The organism is Bacillus vallismortis, from assembly GCF_004116955.1.
Classification (GTDB): Bacteria; Bacillota; Bacilli; order Bacillales; family Bacillaceae; genus Bacillus; species Bacillus vallismortis.
On the sequence record NZ_CP026362.1, the window covers coordinates 2,619,041 to 2,637,270 of the forward strand.

Consider the following 18,230-nt stretch of genomic DNA (forward strand, 5'->3'; position numbering starts at 1 on the left):
CCTGCTATCTTGATTCTTATAAGATTTCAACAGTTTCTCGGCAGCATGTCTGCCTGGATATCGAATTTTTCATGATGATGCGGGACGCCAATGTCCTATTCAAGTCATGCCTGTGGGCAATGATTTTACGCACGCGTTCCTTCACATCTCGGTGGGCCTTCTGAATCGGAGCGTGTTTCTATGAATCATTTTAGCGTGCTGCGGGATGATGTTTGCCGGCATTCTGCCCTCAAGTTTCTTAAAAAAGAAGTTGTGGGTATCTTGTATGTACGAGCATATTCATCCATTGTTAATTCAGATAAAAAAGAAGGGATAAAAAAATTAGGCAACCATACACCAAAAAAATTTGGTAACATAGCGGCCTAATAGCGTATATTAACTTGATCCTACATTCGTTTATTCCAACTAACTCACATTAACCACGATCCATTTGTTCTCTAATTACTCTTACATAATAGTCATTTCTCTTTATTAATTCCTCGTGCGTTCCTATATCCTCTAACTGCCCATCTTTCATTACGGCAATTTTATCGGCACCTTTTACAGTGGAAAGTCTATGAGCAATAATGATAAATCCCATATCTCCTCTTAACTGAGAAACTGCTTTAATTAACTCCTGTTCAGTGTCACTGTCAACATTAGAAGTATACTCATCTAATAAGACAAATGAACTTTTTCTTAAAAAGGCTCTAGCAATTGCTATTCTTTGTTTTTGCCCACCAGAAAGATAACTACCATAGTCACCAATATCCGAATCATATCCTTCTTCTAATTTCATTATAAATTCATGAGCGCTCGCTTGTTTTGCTGCAAAAATAACTTCATCATCTGTTGCATTTGGATTTGCATACTTAATATTATCCTTAATTGTTCCATCAAACAACGACGTATCTTGCGAAACAAGGCTAAACCCCTTTCGCCAAATTTGCGGAGGAATATTCTTATAAGAAATGTTATCAATTAGCATGTTGCCAGAGTCTGGTTCGTAGAATCTTTCAAGCAAATTAATAATTGTCGATTTCCCTGCACCGCTCTCGCCAATCAGCGCCAGTACTTCTCCACGACAAACATGTAATGAAAGATTAGCGATGACATTCTCCTTCTTATCATATGAAAAATGAACATTTTCAAGCTTAATCTCATTAAAAGGAAATTCCATTTTACTATCTTTCGCTGTTTTGCTCTCTTCTTCTTTTTCCATTAAAATTCCAAACACTTGTTTTAAGGAACCTTTCGCTTCATGATAAGAGCCAATATTCATCCCAATGCCCGCGACATGTACAATAACCTGGAACAAGTATAAGACAAATGCAACTAACGTACCCATTGTAAGGTCTCCAGAACCTAAACGCCAGAAACCAAATCCAACAACGATTACAACAATCACAAAACCAATCACACTCAATAAAGGATAGATGACGGAATCTATAATCGCTTCTTTAATACTTAGTTGATACATACTAGAAAAGAAATTCTTTCCTTTGGCTTGTTCATCTTCTTCCCTACCATAAGCCTTCACAATTTTAAAATTCCTTAGTATTTGCGAAGAAAATACGGTAACCTCTGATAACTTTTCTTGTCGAGTATAATGAATAAGCTCTATTCTTTTAAAAAGCGGTATAACTAGTACAAAAGTAAGCGGTACAAGCACAATCACTAATATTGTTAGCCAAAAGTCAGTAAACATTAAGACAATAATGGCTCCAATCACAGATATAATGGCCATTACGAAATCTATTAGATCTTTTGTTAAGATGGATGATATTAATGTGGCATCTTCTGTAAGACGACTAACTAAAGACTCAGACTTATTTTTTTGGAAATACGAAACAGGCAGTTTTAATATCTTACTCCATAAAATTTCTCTTAATAGATATACTACTTTTTGTTCCGTGAATTTTATAATAGATGAAGCAACTGTAGAGGACACGCTGTCTGTTATTAACAAGCCAACTACAAGAGCAATTAACGTCCAATCTAGCACTTGGTTTGAAAATTGATCAACAAACTCCTTTACGATCAATGGAGAAATCAAACCAATCGCAGCACTTAGCAACGATAAAGTAAACGCTATAACCAGGGCGACTCTGCTTTTCACTGGTAAAGTATATTTTATAACGTCTACTATTGTTTTTTTAGTCATATGATGTATTCCCCCATGCTGGTTAGTCATAGATACATAGTATAGATTTTTTATTTTATTATAAATTAACTCTTCCAAATAAATTAACTCTTCCAACTCGCTTATCGCTAGATTTTTTTCACAAACGCATTTGACTAATTTTTATTCAGCTTTTCCCTCAAAATTAAAATAAGATCTCGGAAAATAAGGCATGAAAAAGGCCCGGATATCGGAATTATTTATTTTTACCGAAATCCAGGCCTCGATTAGGCAGTGTTTATTTTATTAAACATAACAGATCAAAAATCGAAATACTTCTACTATCGCTCCGCCCCGTCAAGATACTTTTTCTCAAATTCATCGAGCAATGCACGCACTTCATCTGTTGACTTTGTGTTCATGCATTGGTTTCTTAATTCACTTGCGCCTCGGAATCCCCGGAGATAAATCTTGAAAAAGCGAGGAAGGGGCTTGTACGGACGGGCTTCGAATGCTGAATATTGATCATGAAGATCGAGATGCAGCCTTAAGAGATCCAGCAATTCTTTGCTGCTATGCTCTTTCGGCTCCTTTTCAAAGGCGAATGGATTTGTAAAAATACCTCGTCCAATCATAATTCCATCAACACCGTATTGTTCAGCAAGTTTTAAGCCGGTTTCACGGTCAGGAATATCTCCATTAATAGTAAGAAGAGTATCCGGTGCCACCTCGTCACGAAGTTTCTTAATCTCCGGGATGAGTTCCCAATGCGCATCTACTTTGCTCATTTCCGCTCTTGTACGCAGATGGATGGAAAGATTCGCAATGTCTTGTTTCAGTACGTGTGTCAGCCAGTCGCGCCATTCATCCACATCCGTGTAACCAAGCCTTGTCTTCACACTTACAGGCAGTCCCCCTGCTTTTGCAGCTTGTATTAATTCTGCTGCAATGTCAGGACGGCAAATAAGGCCGCTTCCCTTGCCATTCCCTGCCACATTAGGTACAGGACAGCCCATGTTGATATCTAGACCCTTAAACCCTAATTCCGCCATGCCAATACTCATTTGCCGAAAGTTTTCAGGCTTATCTCCCCATATATGGGCTACCATTGGCTGTTCATCTTCTGTAAATGTCAAACGTCCGCGCACACTATCCTTCCCATCTGGGTGACAGTAACTTTCTGAGTTTGTAAACTCCGTAAAGAACACATCGGGTCTGCCAGCTTCACTCACGACATGGCGAAACACAACATCCGTCACATCTTCCATTGGTGCCAACACAAAAAATGGTCGTGGCAATTCACGCCAGAAATTATCTATCATCACACATTCAAATCCTTTCATTATCGATATCAGGCCAAACGTAATGAAGCAAAATTGTTCTGTTACACTTATAGCATGCTGAAGCGCTTCTTATCAAACGATAGTAAATTGTGAACATTATATCTTTACAAACAACATATAAAAAGCAATAAAGCACACCGATCACAGGGTTAGGCACAATACCGGATTTCTGCTGTTTCTGATCAATCGCTGAGGGCTTATCACCCTATTTCCATGAAAGACGCATGAAAAAGACCCGGAAATCGGCAACGTTCATCCTGCCGAAATCCAGATCTGATTAGAACTCGTTTCTATTCATTAGACGATTTCAATACAAGCTTCGCCACCGCTTCCACATGCGCCGTCTGCGGAAACATATCCACAGGCTGAATATAGTCCACACGATAGTCCTTCGAGAGCGCCTGCAAATCTTTCGCAAGCGTGGATGGATTGCAGGAAACGTAGACAAAGCGTTTCGGTTTGACTTTTTTGATCGTGTCCAAGAATGTGCTGTCACAGCCTGTTCTCGGCGGGTCAACGATGACAACGTCCGGACGGAAGCCTTCTTTCGTCCATTTCGGGAGCCAGTGCTCGGCTGTTCCTGTTACGTATGTGGCATTGGCCATGCCGTGTTTTTTGGCGTTTTTCTTGGCATCGTCAATGGATTCCTTGATGACGTCCATGCCGCGGACTTCCTTCGCTCCGTCCGCCAGCCACATGCCGATGGTGCCGACGCCGCAATACGCGTCAACGACTTTTTCTTTTCCCGTTAGCTGCGCCGCTTTTTTCACTTCGTCATACAGCTTGACGGTTTGCTCCGGATTGAGCTGGAAGAAGGCGCGGGCGCTCAGTTCAAATGATACGTCGCCGAGCACCTCTTGGATCACTGTATGTCCGGCGAGCGGTTTTGTTTTCTCACCGAAAATAACAGAGGTTTTCGCTCCGTTTACATTCTGGATAATGGATTTGACCTCAGGCAGGCGCTTTTGGATTGCTTTGACGATTTCTTCCTTGTGCGGAAGGGTTTCTTTTGCTGTCACAAGCACGACCTGCACCTCGCCTGTTTCAAAGCCGACTCGCGTCACAATGGTGCGAACATCGCCTTTTCGTTTCCGTTCATTATAAACAGACACATTGAAGTCCTCTAAAATCCGGCGGACGATGCCTGTTGTTTTGTTGGTTGCCGGATGCTGAACGATGCAATCTTTGATCGGCACGATGTCATGAGAATCAAGGCCGTATAAGCCGGCGATGATGCTCCCGCTTTGCGAGCGCCCGATCTGGAATTGGCTTTTGTTGCGGTAATTCCACGGGTTGTCCATTCCGATCGTTTCTTTGATGTCCATGCTTTCTACTTTAAACTTCGTATGGCGTTCCAGAGACTGAATGACGATATCACGTTTTTCACGAAGCTGCTGGCTGTATGCAAGGTGCTGAAGCTGACAGCCGCCGCATTGTTCATATACGGGACAAGGCGGTGCCACGCGGTGCTCCGATGCCTTGCGGATCTTCTTCACGCGGCCCTCCGAAAACTTCGGCTGAACCTTTGTGGCTTGCACGACAACCTCTTCGCCTGGAAGCGCGCCGGGCACGAAGACGACTTTTTTCTTAAAGTAGCCGACTCCTTCTCCGTTAATGCCAAGACGCTTAATCGTCAGGGGAAAGGTTTGTCCGACTTTCAGTTCGACGGGCGCCTGTTTTTTTTGTTGGTTCACGTTGTTCTCTCCGTTTCTATATAGAGCTTTCTGCAAATGTCAGAAAGTGAAATGTTTTATTCACATCTTTCTAGTATAACATGCTTGCCTAGTTTCCTTCATATTTTTCAAAAACATTTCCATTTTTACTCAATCATTTAGCAGAACAGCCGATACAAGTTATGACTATTACATAAAAGAGGGATAAAATGAAGAAATTTCTAACCGCTGCCTGCGCATTAGGGTTACTATTCAGCGCAGCAGGATGCGGAAACGACAGCACCGCAACTTCTGCAAAAACAGAAAAAAAGGCAGAAGATGAGAGCAAAAATCTGGATCTGCTAAAAAAAGACTTTAACAGTATTACCAAAGAAGAGTGGGATAAAATCTATATTTCCAAAAAGGATTTAAACGGTGCATTTGAAAAAATGACAGAAGCCAATTCCGATGGAGAAAAAGTGGTTAAAAAAGTGGAAATAAAAAACAATACGGTTGTTGTCACCTTCAACAACTCAGACGGAAAATCGATGGAAAACGGTCTCTTGGCCATAGTCTTTGACCAGTTTCTTCGCACATTGTATAAGCATTCGTCTTATTATGACAGCAGCGAACCGACCATTCGATTTGTTGATTTGGACAACCAGCTGGTTCAGGAAAGCGATCAGCCGTTGGATACCGATAATGAAACAGATGATTCAAGCCAAAAATAACGTTTTCACCTGAAATACCGATTCAGACCAAAGCATGACAGTGAAGCTTGATTAATCTCAGGAGGCTGCCGAAAAGGCAGCCTCAGATTGTTGACAAAGACATAAAACGGTTTTTGTTTTATGTCTTTGTCATCTATCAGCGTGATTGAAAACCCTTGAAGTCTAGGAAGGAGGAGCATCGGAGCACAGCGAATATAGGAATTCGTGAGCACCGACGCGCAGGACTGACAACGAATGCGAGGGTTTGTCGACACGCTGAGGCTGCCGAAAAGGCAGCCTTTTTTCATTCGATACTCCTCCACAAATACAAAGACGCATAGCTTAAATAAGGCTCCCACTCCTTGCTCATCGCCAGCATGACATCCTTTGCCGGCTTATCGTCCAGATGGAAATGGCGTTTGATCGCATTTTGGAGTCCGATATCGGCTAGCGGGAACAAATTAGGGCGCCCAAGTCCGAACATGAGGACGTTTTGCACGGTCCATGGGCCGATGCCTCTGATTTTGACCAATTTCTTCATGATATCTTCATCCGTCATGTCCGGAAGCTTCGACAAGTCGAGTGTGCCTTCTGCGATCATCCTTGACGTGTCAATGGCGTATTCCGCTTTTCTCATGCTGAATTGCAGATCGCGCAGATCCTGATAATCGAGATCCGCTATCGTTTCCGGCTTTGGATAGCACCACACGCCGTCCTTCTGCTCGCCAAACGCATGGACAAACCGTTCTGTTAACGTATAAGCGAAGGAAAGATTGAGCTGCTGGTGGATGATGCATTTCATGATGCAGTTGTACACGCTATAGTCCAATATAAGCGGCGTACCCGCATGCTCTTCAAAAATGGCGGACAAACTCGTTTTCGAAAAATGATCGAGAACGTGCTGTAAATCATGTTCCCATTGAAAAATCCGCTTGATTTCCTTCATCATCTCTTCCTGGTCTGTTTCTCCGCTGACAAGAAACTCAGGGGCATCCGCTTGGCCTAATGCCTGTACCTTCACAATGCAGACGTCACCCGCTTGGTTTCTGATCGGCACGCGGATCTCCCGCGCTTCTTTATCCGCCGCATTGAGAGGATCTAAAGAGAGCCTGTCCAGCACGCGGTCAAAATGGTACGGAGGCGTGACAAATACGTTTTCCTTCCACATGCAATCCACCCTTTTTCCGTTTTTGTCCAGTATAACATCCGCTAGGCGGAGAATACCGTATACTTTTCTGATATAGGCCGCATGATATAATGGCAGGTGGAGGGTTGTTTATGATCAACATTACCGCAATGACAACAGAGCATCAGCTGCTGAAAAATATACCGATCGAACGAGTGGAACAGCCTGATATTGCGTGGTACTGGGTTGATTTATACGGCCCGGAGGATACGGAAACGGCAATATTGAGAGATTTTTTTCATTTTCATCCGCTTGCCATTGAGGATTGCTTCCAGCATATGCAGCGCCCCAAGCTTGACCATTATGACGGCTATCGCTTTTACGTGATTCATGCGCTGAATAAGGATACGCTGGAGACGGAGGAAGTGGATATCTTTCAAGGCGAAAGATTTGTCGTCACCTTTCATTTACACGAAACGCCCGGTATCGCCAAAGTCCGGGAGCGTTTGTATGCTTCACCGGACATATTAAAAAAAGGGCCTGGGCATATCACTTATATGATCATGGATCAGCTTGTCGATGAATATTTTCCTCTCGTGTACAAAATTGAAGACAGGCTGAACGAGATTGAAGAAAGCCGTTCTCAGAAAACATATGGAACGCTGATGAACGAGGTGTTTGATCTTAGGACAGATCTTTTGCATCTGAGACGGACGGTTATTCCGATGCGTGATTTGCTCTATCGGATTTTAACCCTTGATCATGTGAAAGAGCATCAGGAAACGAAAGCCTATTTCAGCGACATATATGATCATTTATTAAAATTATCTGAGATTGTGGAATCCAACCGTGACATGACGTCCGACTTAAGAGACAGCTATGTGACACTGAATTCAAACCGGATGAATGCGATTATGATGACACTGACGATCGTATCGACCATTTTTATCCCGCTTACCTTTATTGCCGGTGTGTACGGGATGAACTTCGACTACATGCCAGAGCTGCATTGGGATTACGGATATTTCGCCGTGCTCGGCCTGATGGCTGCGCTTGTGATCGGGATGCTGATATGGTTTGTACATAAAGGATGGTTCAACATATTTAAATGAGGGCAGCGTAAAGCTGTTCTTTTTTATATTGGCAAGCCGCTTTTCATGCATATGATGTTCAATTTGTTTATAATGGAAAAAATGTTCAGGGAGTGATCAGATTGAAAATCGCTGTTATCGGACTCGGCAATATGGGACAGCCCATTGCCCGAAACGTGCTTCAGGCAGGCTACGAATTAACTGTTTATAATCGGACGAAACAAAAAACGGAAGAGCTCGCATCAGAAGGCGCACAGGCAGCGGACACGCCGCGACAAGCGGCTGAGTCCGCTGATATTGTCATCACAATGCTTTCAGATGACGATTCTGTCAGCGCCGTGACATTCGGAGAAGACGGGCTGATTGCAGGATTAGCAAAGAACGGCATCCACATCTCAATGAGCACCATCAGTGTCGAGTTCTCTGAGAAGCTCGCCGCAGCCCATGCGGCAAAAGGACAATCCTTCCTCGCCGCTCCTGTGCTTGGAAGACCGGATGCGGCCGCTAAAGCCGCGCTCCGCATTATCTCAGCCGGACCGGCGGAAGCGAAGCAAACTGCCAAGCCTCTGCTTGACACCTTGAGCCAGCAGGTGTTTGACGTAGGCGAAGAAAGCAAGACGGCAAACGCGGCCAAAATCAGCGTCAATTTTTTGCTCGTGTCTATGCTGGAGGCGTTATCTGAATCATTCTTAATGATGGAAAAGTACGGCTTAGAACAAAAACAATTTTTAGAAATCGCCAGCGCGCTCTTTGGCTCTCCTGTCTATCAAAATTACGGAACCATCATGGCAGAGCAGACATTTGAGCCGGCCGGTTTCAAAATGTCATTAGGGCTGAAGGATACCAATCTGGCACTTGCCGCCGCTGAACAGGTTTCTGCACACCTCCCTCTCGCCGAGCTGGCCAAGAGCCATTTTGAAAGCGGGATTGAAAAAGGATTTGGAGATCTGGATTGGGCCGCACTCATTAAATGTATCAAATAAGAAGAAAGCCTCTCCATTCTGGAGAGGCTTTCAGGCTGTCGAGAAAATCTCGACAGCCTTTATTTTTCCTTAAAATATCCATTCTTCTGTAATAAAATAAAAGAAAGACTAAAAAGGACGGTGTCTTTCTCATGTTCTACACAAGAAATTCTTCTCAAAACGCAGCCGAATTTGTTCTGCTTGACCAACTCGTCGAAGAGGATCATTTGCTTCGAAAAATTGATAAACACATAGACTTCTCTTTTATCATTGAAAAGGTTAAGCCTTACTACAGCGAAAACAAAGGCCGCCCCTCACTCGACCCGCTGATTTTATTCAAAATGATGTTTATCGGCTACCTCTACGGTATCCGTTCAGAAAGACAGCTTGAAAAAGAAATTTACTACAATATGGCGTACAGATGGTTTTTGGGCCTGAATATCAATGACCCAGTTCCGCACCACTCCACCATCAGCTGGAACAGACGCACACGCTTTAAAGATACAACGATTTTCCAAGACATTTTTGATGAGATCGTTCTTCAGGCCATCAATCATGACATGGTGGGTGGACGTGTCCTATTCACCGATTCAACTCATCTGAAAGCCAATGCCAACAAGCACAAATACACAAGAAAAACGATTGAACAGGATACACAAAACTATATCAAAGATTTAAATGAAGCCATTCAAGAAGATCGGGAGGAGCACGAAAAAAAGCCATTACCGGCCAAAGAGGAGGTGAAAGCTGAAAAAGAGATCCGCCACAGTACCACTGATCCGGAAAGTGGATATATGTATCGTGAAAACAAACCGGAGGGTTTCTTTTACTTAGATCACCGAACAACGGATATGAAACATAACATTATCACCGACGCCTATGTTACGCCTGGAAATGTCCATGATTCTGTGCCTTATCTTGACCGATTAGATCACCAAATTGCACGATTTCATTTTGAAGTAGAAGCCGTCGCTCTTGATTCTGGTTATTTAACGACTCCGATCTGTAAAGGGTTAGCCGACCGCCATATTTTTGGCGTTATTGCCCATAGACGATATCACCCTACTAGAGGCTTGTTTCCAAAATGGAAGTTTCATTATGACAGTGAACAAGACAGTTACATTTGCCCGAACCAGCAGGTACTTACATACTCAACAACTGACCGAAAAGGCTACAGGTCATATAAATCAAATCCTGAAACCTGTTCCGCATGCCCATTGCTTGCGCAATGCACAAGATCAAAGAACCGCCAGAAGATCATCACCCGGCATGTATGGGAGGACCATAAAGAAAAGGTCAGACAAAATCGTTTATCTGTTTCAGGAAAAACCCTCTATAAAAAAAGAAAAGAAAAAATAGAGCGAAGCTTTGCAGATTCAAAACAGCTGCATGGGCTTCGCTATTGCAGGTTGAGGGGAAAACGGAATGTGAGTGAACAAGTTCTCCTCACAGCCGCATGCCAGAACATGAAGAAGATTGCCACATACCTAGCCAAGCAGGGCTAGGTATGTGGGAGCTCTTTTTGAGTTTTTGAAATCCGCTGAATAACTAAGGAAACAGCAAAAAACAAAAAAGCTTGTAGAAAAAACGTCGTTTTCTCTACAAGCTGAAAGCCTCTCCATTCTGGAGAGGCTTTCTGGTTACAAGGACGGCAGGTTCATTTCTTTCTCAAACATCAAATCATCAATGCTTTTAAATGTGTAGCCTTGTTTTTTCAGGTCTGTGATCGCATCATCCAATGCTTCGGCATTGTCCTTCGATACGGTGTGAAGCAGGTAAATCGCTCCTGGGTGCGCCTGCTTGATCATATGATCGTAAGCGTATTTACTCCCCTTTTGGCTATTGATTTTCCAATCAACAAAAGCGACCGACCAGAAAACGGTTTGATATCCGAGGCGGTTCGTTTCTTTCAGCACGTATTCACTGAACACGCCGCGCGGCGGACGCAGATACAGGTTGTCCTGCCTTCCCGTAATTTTATAGACCTCTTCATTGACTGAATCGAGTTCGTCCTGAATCTGGTCCGCTGTTTTTTTCGTCAGATCCGGATGGTGAAACGAATGGTTGCCGATAATATGCCCTTCATCAGACATGCGCTTAATCAACTCAGGCTGATCCTTTACGAAATGCCCGGTGACAAAAAAGGTTCCTGTTACGCGGTGTTTTTTTAAGACATCAAGCACTTTTGGCGTATAGCCATTTTCGTAGCCGTTATCAAACGTTAAGTAAATCGTTTTTTCCTTTGTATTGCCTAAATAAAACGCGCCATATTTTTCAATTAAACGGTTTAGCTGCTTCCCGGCATCAGGCGGCTGATGATTGACACTTCGTTTAAAGCCCCAGTTAATCGGGTCATTTGGCACCGCTGTCGCCTGTACTGCGCCCCCGGCAAGCAAGACGGCGGCGCAGCATATTGAACACATCCACTTCATGGCCAGCGCTCCTTCTGCATTTTTTTATATTTTACAGAAAGGCGCTTCGTTTTATACTGACGCTTTATGTCAAAATAAAAAACCGCGGCGTGCGCGCGGTTCTATTCCCAGTCTTTTTTAAAGCGTTCGTATTTGGCTTCCAGGTCATCAAGCATGCTGATGAGCCTATCTATATCTTCAACTTCGGTTGCTTCAGGGTCTAATGAATCAATGACATTCATAAACATGTCGAGTCTGTTCTTTAAATAATCAAGCTGCTGATCCTTATTGTTTACGGCGTTTCCCATTCTGTTCCTCCATTCATTTTTTATTATGGTAGCTCATTTTTTCCCGTTTTTCAATCACTCCGCTACTTGCGCACTTATCAAATCAGGTCTAAAATTAACTGTTGGCAGCATTAGTATGCCCCATTTATAAAGGAGTTAGATAGTCATGACACAAAACACGAAGCTGCGTCCCATTACACCTGAGTTTGACCCTTGGGAAGCCTATATGGATGTTGAACAGTATGGAGACATGCAGCTGACAAACGTTGAATTTACAACGACGACACTGTGCAATATGAGATGTGAGCATTGCGCTGTAGGCTATACATTGCAGCCTAAAGACCCGAATGCTCTGCCTATAGATCTTCTGTTAAAACGGCTGGAGGAAATTCCGCGCCTGAGATCCATCAGTATTACAGGCGGAGAGCCGATGCTTTCTTTAAAATCAGTAAAGGAATATGTCGTTCCGTTATTGAAATACGCCCATGAACGGGGCGTGCGGACGCAGATCAATTCTAACCTGACCCTTGATATTGATCGATACGAATGGATTATTCCGTATCTTGATGTCCTGCATATTTCTCATAACTGGGGTACAGTTGAGGATTTTGCTGAGATCGGCTTTGCTATGATGGACAGAAAACCGACCTTCGAACAGCGGGCGCGTTATTTTGAAAAAATGATCGAAAACAGCCGCACGCTCGTGGATGCCGGGGTGATGGTTTCTGCAGAAACGATGCTGAACAAACGCACACTTCCGCATATTGAGCATATTCACCGCCAAATCACAGAAGATATGAAATGTCAGCGTCATGAAGTCCATCCAATGTACCCGAGCGATTTCGCAAGCGCTCTTGACTCTCTCAGCCTGAAAGAGATGAGACAGGCCATTCACCGTTTGCTGGACATTCGTGATGAAAAGACGTGGATGCTGTTCGGGACACTGCCGTTTTATGCCTGCAGTGCGGACGAAGAGGATCAAAAGCTGCTTCGCCGGCTTCGCGCGGCGAAAAACGTCACAGTGAGAAACGATCCTGACGGCCGTTCCCGCCTGAATGTGAATATCTTCGACGGAAACATCATCGTGACTGATTTCGGCGACACACCGCCGCTCGGCAACATTCAGACGGACAGCCTCCCTTCCGCCTATGAAAAATGGAGAGAGACAAAGCTTGCAAAAGAGCTGAATTGCCACTGCCCGAATGTCCGATGCCTCGGGCCGAATGTTCTCGTCAAAAATAGTTATTATCAAGATGTGGATTTCACAAAACGTCAAGCCAGGAGTTAGATGCGAATGGAAGAAACACTTACAGAGATTTTCCAGAATAAAATCGTCGATATTCTTCTCGTTGCCGTCATTCTATGGATCAGTGTTTTTATCATCAACCGGCTGGTCCAGCTATTTTTTAAACGGACAGATTTTATTGAAGAAAGAAAAGAAAAAACGATTGAAAGCCTTATCCGTTCTGTCACCCAGTACACAGCGACAATCGCTTTTATTTTTTACGTTATTTCTTTATTTGTGCATGATTTCGGCAATATTTTAGCCGGGGCGGGTGTAGCCGGTATTGTCATCGGTTTTGGCGCCCAATCACTGATTAAGGATGTGCTGGCAGGTGTGTTTTTAATTTATGAACGCCAGCTGCACAAAGGCGATTATGTCACCGTCAACAATATGTTTAACGGGACTGTTGAAGAAATCGGCCTTCGCTCGCTGCAAATCCGGGAATGGAGCGGGAAGCTGCTCACCATCAGCAACGGCGAGGTCAGACAAATAGAGAACTATAATATCGATTTTATGCGGATCACCGAATCCTTTCTCATCAGCTTTAAAGAAGACCCAGACCGTGTGTACGGCGTATTAGAAGAGGCATGTGACATGCTGAATGAAGAACTTCGAGACTCATTAAAGCTGGATGAATTCGGCAATCCGGCAGAGCCCTTTCAAATACATGGGATTACCGCATTGAATCAAATCAATCGCGGCGTGGAATTTACGGTAAAAGGCATGGTGAAAGATGACGATTATTTCAGCGCCAGCCTTGCAGTCAGACGGGTTCTTGTTCGAAAGCTCTATCAAAACAATGTGCAAATGCTTGAGGAAGCGGTCAGAATCGAGAGAACGCAATAAACGAAAAAAACTGATTCCGAGTTGGAATCAGTTTTTTGTTTATCTTGGCTGCGAAGCAAGCTGAAAACCAAATGTGACGTGGTCTTGAACCGGAATCCAAGCGCCGATTCCCTGTGACGTGACATTTTTCACGACTAGTTTTCGTTTATTCCCTTTCAGCACTAAGTACACTTCTCCGTAAGTCACTTTTCCTTTTTCATTCACAGCCGGTGCATACGCATTCAGATAACCCAATTTTTTAGGAGCGACTTTATAAATTTGATCCCGCTTTGTGCCCGCTCCGACAACCGTATCGAATGCCAGCGGAAGATTCGTTTTCTTCATCGCTTTTAGCATCATCATGCTTTTGACATCTTCAGCGTTTGGAACCTTAGCTGTCAGGCCGCCCTTCACTTTGTACTGTTGTTCCTGGGCATAATGCATTTCAGCTGTTTCTTTTCCGCCGCGGTTATCCGCACGGTTTGTATTGATTTTTTTGTATTCCCAGTTTGCGACTGTTTCATTTGATTCATAGCCGAGCGCCCATTTCCCGAGAAATATTGTCGCCCGGTAGCCGACCGCGAGCGGTGTGCCGGATACGTTGGATTCATTCAGCATTTTGATGAGGTGCGGGTTTTCAATCTTCACCTCAGAATGATCGAGCAATTCCTTTGCAAGTTTGCTCGGCTGAAGCATCGGTTGATCCTGTGAAGCATTCGGATACGTGTTTTCCTTCGAAATGCTTGCAACTGAGTCAGGAACCTTAAACTGCTTTTTCGCATGGATGGGCTGAACGCCGAAAAAACTAAAGAATAACAACACGATAAGTGTGGAATGAAATAGCTTTTTCATCATATCACTCTTTCTATGGCATTTTCCCTTAGTCTTTTCATCCCGCTTTATTGTTATCCATCATTTTTTCAGGTTATAGAAGGAAAAAGCCGATCGCCATAATGACATAGGCGGCAAGCAGCGTCGCCCCTTCAAACCAGTTGGAATCGCCGTCATTCGAAATGGCGATCATCAAGAGAACGGACGATACCATCGCCACGAGCTCCGGCAGCGTGAACACAAGCGGCATGCTTACCGGGAAGAAGATGGAACAGATCACAAGAACCGGTGCAACAAACATAGCAATCTGCAGCGTCGAACCGACTGCGATTTCAACCGCAACGTCCATTTTATTTTTATAGGCCATAATGACGGCGGACGCATGCTCCGCGGCATTACCGACAATCGCCACGATGATGACCCCGATAAACAGCTCGCTCCAGCCGAACTGCTCAGCTACAGAGTGGAACGTGTGAACCAGGTTTTCAGATATGTATGCCACAGCAATCGTAGCCGCAAACAAGACAATTGTGGCAATCTTGCCTGACCACTCCGGCTCTTCCTCTTCCACATGCTGGCTGTCATTGTTCTTCGGCTGATAAACACCGCGGTGCGTGACGAGTTTAAAATACAGAGCCGCCACATATAACAGCATTAATATAATGCTGATGCCGATGCTTAAATTAAGCTTGCCCACGTCGCCCATCCCTACAGAAAATACCTCCGGAATGACAAAAGCGACAATGATGGCAAAAATCAATAGACCGGAGTTATGGCGCGCATCATGAATATTAAACTCCTGCCGCTTATATTTTAAACCGCCGACAAAAAACGATAGCCCGGCCACCAGCAGCAGATTCCCCAGCACTGAACCGGTTAAAGAGGCAAGCACGATACCGGTCAGGCCCTCCTTCAGTGCAAATAGAGAGATGATTAACTCAACCGCATTCCCAAAGGTGGCGTTCAACAAACCGCCGATCCGCGGGCCTGCGATGATTGATAATGATTCTGTCGCCCTTCCCATATAGCTTGCAAGCGCGATAATCGTTACGCAATACAAGGCAAAGAGAATGACAGAAGGCCAATGCATCAAACTGCCGATTACAGAAAGCGGAACACCCGCCGCCACTAAAATAAAAAAAATACGATTCATAGTGAATTGGCTCCTTTTATATGACTTGTTTTATTTGTATTCTTCACAAAAATCATCATGATTACACGAGGTCGCATGTTCACATGTGATATAGGCTTTTTTCAGGTTGCCTGCTATTGGAAAACATTGTACGATCAACATAGATTCCATATAAGGAGAACAGACACGATGTCACGATTTCATTTTTTTATCCTAGTCTTGCTCGTTTCCATTTCCGGGTTTTCACAAGGCATGCTGCTGCCTGTCATCTCGATCATCTTTGAAACAAATGGGGAATCGGCCGCTATTAACGGCCTGCATGCGACGGGACTCTATATCGGCGTGCTTTTGGCTTCGCCGTTTATGGAAGCGCCGCTTAGAAAGCTCGGATTTAAGCCGCTGATTGTCATCGGGGGAAGCATTGTCATTTTAAGCTTGTTTGGATTTATTTGGCTTCAGTCCGTTTGGATCTGGTTCCTGCTTCGCCTGTTTATCGGAATCGGCGACCATATGCTTCACTTTTCTACGCAAACGTGGGTGACTTCGATATCATCAAAACAAAATCGCGGAAGAAACCTGTCTGTTTACGGACTTTCCTTCGGCCTTGGCTTTGCCGCGGGTCCTTTCATGGTTCCGCTTGTCAAGCTGAGCCCGGCGCTGCCTTTTATCGTGTCCGGCTGCTTCAGCCTGTTTGCGTGGCTTTTTGTTTTCTTTCTACAAAATGCATACCCGGAAACCAGTCCTCACGAAACCAAATCAGACAATAGCTTCAGGCGGTTTTATCAAGCGTTACTCTTTGGGTGGGTTGCCTTTATGCCCACATTCGGCTACGGCTTTCTTGAGACGGCGCTAAATGGAAGCTTTCCTGTATACGCACTCCGGCTGGGGATATCTGTGGACGCAGTGGCGCTGATCCTTCCCGCATTTGCGATTGGAAGCATTATTTTTCAGTTTCCGCTCGGCATCCTCAGCGATAAATACGGGCGGCGAAATGTGCTGCTTGTGATTTTGTTGACAGGAGCGCTTTGCTTTTTGATCGCCGGCGTATTCCCTTCGCCTTATGTGATCGGATGCTGCTTTTTTATGGCGGGAATGGCAGTCGGATCAACCTTTACACTTGGCATCAGCTATATGACAGACCTTCTTCCTCCCCACTTGCTGCCGGCGGGGAACCTGCTTTGCGGCATTACATTCAGCCTTGGCAGCATCCTCGGCCCGATTGCCGGCGGCTGGTATATGCAGACATTTGACAGCGCAAACTTATTTTATTTCATTACCCTCACGCTTAGCGGTATCTGGCTTGCTCTCGTGCTTGGCAAACCGAAAAGCTGGTCACCAGCCGAAACCTATTCTTCATCTTCATAAAAAAAAGCCTAAAACGGTTTGCGTTTTAGGCTTTTTGTCATCTTTTCAGCTTGAGTCAATGCAAGTTTGCCGCATGTTAAAGCCTCCTGACATGACATCAGGAGGCTTTTATGCTAATGATAGCCGTTTTGCCCGTTGGCGCTTCCGCTTGTTTTATGGCTCGGTTTGCTTTTCGAATTTTGTTTGTTATGGCTTCCGCCTTTTTTCTTGCTCATCACGATAGCCCCCCGACATCAATTTGAACCGAAGTTCATTTATAGGATGCGCTAATGGTAGGGATTTTCATCAGGAAGCTTTTTACGTTTATGTAAAAGAGCGTTGATTTCTCCCCCAAGGATAATTAAAATGCCGCTCAAGTAAAACCAAATCATCAGAACGATGATTCCCCCGATGCTTCCATATGTGGCGCTATAGTTCGCAAATGTGCTGACGTAAAATGAAAACAGGGTGCTGACAACGATCCATCCAACGGCCGCAAACAAAGCGCCCGGCATGACAAAACGGAGGGATAGTTTTTGGTTCGGCGCGATAATATACAGGGCGGAAAAAACGATCAGCAGCACAAGCGGGCTGACCCCCCAGCGCACTGCAGACCAAACGGATAAAAACAGATCCGACGCGCCGACGAAGTCTGAAGCAAGCACCCCGATCTGCCGGCCGAATACCGGCAGAAGCAAGGCCACTAAAATCGTAAATACCATGGCAATCGTCAAAAAAATTGAGGTTAGACGAACGATGATAAAAGAGCGGTTTTCATCCACTTCATACGCGTGGTTTAGCGATCGGACGATGGCGTTCATTCCATTAGACGCTGACCACAAAGCCGCGATAATCCCGAATGACAGCAAACCGCCATTTCGGTTGTTTAAGGTTTGTTGGGTAATGGATTCAACGAGGGACATCGCGCTGGCGGGCGCGTATTGTTTGACAACTCCCAGAACATCATCGGTAGAAATGGGAAGATACGCGGTGAGCGTCAGCATAAAAATCAAAAACGGAAACAATGACAAGAGAAAAAAATACGCCAGTTCCGCTGATTTGCTCGGCCCCTCATGCAGGGTGTATCTGCTGAAAAGCTCTTTCAAAAAATTCATGTCGCCTCACCTCGC

17 protein-coding genes are annotated in these 18,230 nt (G+C 44.5%); 8 read left to right on the forward strand and 9 right to left on the reverse strand.

From position 1 onward, the window contains the following. Positions 1–180 precede the first annotated feature (180 nt). Complete coding sequence (locus tag BV11031_RS14130) at positions 181–366, forward strand: hypothetical protein (protein ID WP_010330910.1); 186 nt, start codon at positions 181–183, stop codon at positions 364–366. A gap of 49 nt (positions 367–415) precedes the next feature. Here BV11031_RS14130 and BV11031_RS14135 read toward each other — a convergent pair whose 3' ends face one another. The 3 genes from BV11031_RS14135 to rlmD all read right to left on the reverse strand — a co-directional run bounded on the left by BV11031_RS14135 (position 416) and on the right by rlmD (position 5,138). Further along, a complete protein-coding gene (locus BV11031_RS14135; RefSeq protein ID WP_010330911.1) occupies positions 416–2,221 on the reverse strand; it encodes an ABC transporter ATP-binding protein in 1,806 nt (601 codons plus the stop codon). Positions 2,222–2,442: 221 nt separating this feature from the next. Further along, entirely contained in the window at positions 2,443–3,423 is a 981-nt protein-coding gene (locus BV11031_RS14140; RefSeq protein ID WP_010330912.1) for a tRNA dihydrouridine synthase, read from the reverse strand. 311 nt (positions 3,424–3,734) lie between these two features. Further along, positions 3,735–5,138 (reverse strand): 23S rRNA (uracil(1939)-C(5))-methyltransferase RlmD, encoded by a 1,404-nt coding sequence (gene rlmD / locus BV11031_RS14145; RefSeq protein WP_010330913.1) that lies wholly within the window; start codon positions 5,136–5,138, stop codon positions 3,735–3,737. Between the two features lie 188 nt (positions 5,139–5,326). Here rlmD and BV11031_RS14150 point away from each other — a divergent pair, with 188 nt between their 5' ends. Continuing rightward, a complete protein-coding gene (locus tag BV11031_RS14150; RefSeq protein ID WP_010330914.1) occupies positions 5,327–5,827 on the forward strand; it encodes a hypothetical protein in 501 nt (166 codons plus the stop codon). 283 nt (positions 5,828–6,110) lie between these two features. On the opposite strand, the gene BV11031_RS14155 is transcribed toward BV11031_RS14150, so the two are convergent. Further along, positions 6,111–6,974, reverse strand: a complete 864-nt coding sequence (locus BV11031_RS14155) for a DNA-3-methyladenine glycosylase family protein (RefSeq protein ID WP_010330916.1) — start codon at positions 6,972–6,974, stop codon at positions 6,111–6,113. A 110-nt stretch (positions 6,975–7,084) separates the two neighbouring features. Here BV11031_RS14155 and corA point away from each other — a divergent pair, with 110 nt between their 5' ends. The 3 genes from corA (at position 7,085) to BV11031_RS14170 (ending at position 10,490) form a co-directional block, all read left to right on the forward strand. After that, a complete protein-coding gene (gene corA / locus BV11031_RS14160; RefSeq protein WP_010330917.1) occupies positions 7,085–8,044 on the forward strand; it encodes a magnesium/cobalt transporter CorA in 960 nt (319 codons plus the stop codon). Between the two features lie 101 nt (positions 8,045–8,145). Then, complete coding sequence (locus BV11031_RS14165) at positions 8,146–9,006, forward strand: NAD(P)-dependent oxidoreductase (protein WP_010330918.1); 861 nt, start codon at positions 8,146–8,148, stop codon at positions 9,004–9,006. 131 nt (positions 9,007–9,137) lie between these two features. Beyond that, positions 9,138–10,490 (forward strand): IS1182 family transposase, encoded by a 1,353-nt coding sequence (locus BV11031_RS14170; RefSeq protein WP_010330919.1) that lies wholly within the window; start codon positions 9,138–9,140, stop codon positions 10,488–10,490. A gap of 135 nt (positions 10,491–10,625) precedes the next feature. On the opposite strand, the gene pdaA is transcribed toward BV11031_RS14170, so the two are convergent. After that, complete coding sequence (pdaA, locus tag BV11031_RS14175; RefSeq protein ID WP_010330920.1) at positions 10,626–11,417, reverse strand: delta-lactam-biosynthetic de-N-acetylase; 792 nt, start codon at positions 11,415–11,417, stop codon at positions 10,626–10,628. Between the two features lie 101 nt (positions 11,418–11,518). Continuing rightward, positions 11,519–11,704, reverse strand: coding sequence for an SE1561 family protein (locus tag BV11031_RS14180; RefSeq protein WP_039076206.1), 186 nt, complete (start codon positions 11,702–11,704; stop codon positions 11,519–11,521). A gap of 145 nt (positions 11,705–11,849) precedes the next feature. Between BV11031_RS14180 and yfkAB the strand changes: the two genes are divergently transcribed. Both yfkAB and mscC read left to right on the forward strand, forming a co-directional pair. Next, complete coding sequence (gene yfkAB, locus BV11031_RS14185; RefSeq protein WP_010330922.1) at positions 11,850–12,971, forward strand: radical SAM/CxCxxxxC motif protein YfkAB; 1,122 nt, start codon at positions 11,850–11,852, stop codon at positions 12,969–12,971. Further along, positions 12,972–13,814: a mechanosensitive ion channel protein MscC gene (gene mscC / locus BV11031_RS14190; protein ID WP_082246401.1), complete on the forward strand. Its 843-nt coding sequence runs from the start codon at positions 12,972–12,974 to the stop codon at positions 13,812–13,814. A gap of 39 nt (positions 13,815–13,853) precedes the next feature. Here mscC and BV11031_RS14195 read toward each other — a convergent pair whose 3' ends face one another. Both BV11031_RS14195 and cax read right to left on the reverse strand, forming a co-directional pair. Continuing rightward, a complete protein-coding gene (locus BV11031_RS14195; RefSeq protein WP_082246402.1) occupies positions 13,854–14,648 on the reverse strand; it encodes a YfkD famly protein in 795 nt (264 codons plus the stop codon). Positions 14,649–14,718: 70 nt separating this feature from the next. Beyond that, positions 14,719–15,777 (reverse strand): calcium/proton exchanger, encoded by a 1,059-nt coding sequence (gene cax / locus BV11031_RS14200; RefSeq protein WP_129550778.1) that lies wholly within the window; start codon positions 15,775–15,777, stop codon positions 14,719–14,721. A 168-nt stretch (positions 15,778–15,945) separates the two neighbouring features. Between cax and BV11031_RS14205 the strand changes: the two genes are divergently transcribed. Beyond that, positions 15,946–17,121, forward strand: coding sequence for an MFS transporter (locus tag BV11031_RS14205; protein WP_129550779.1), 1,176 nt, complete (start codon positions 15,946–15,948; stop codon positions 17,119–17,121). A gap of 266 nt (positions 17,122–17,387) precedes the next feature. Here BV11031_RS14205 and BV11031_RS14210 read toward each other — a convergent pair whose 3' ends face one another. After that, entirely contained in the window at positions 17,388–18,215 is an 828-nt protein-coding gene (locus tag BV11031_RS14210; RefSeq protein WP_010330290.1) for a YihY family inner membrane protein, read from the reverse strand. Positions 18,216–18,230 lie beyond the last annotated feature (15 nt).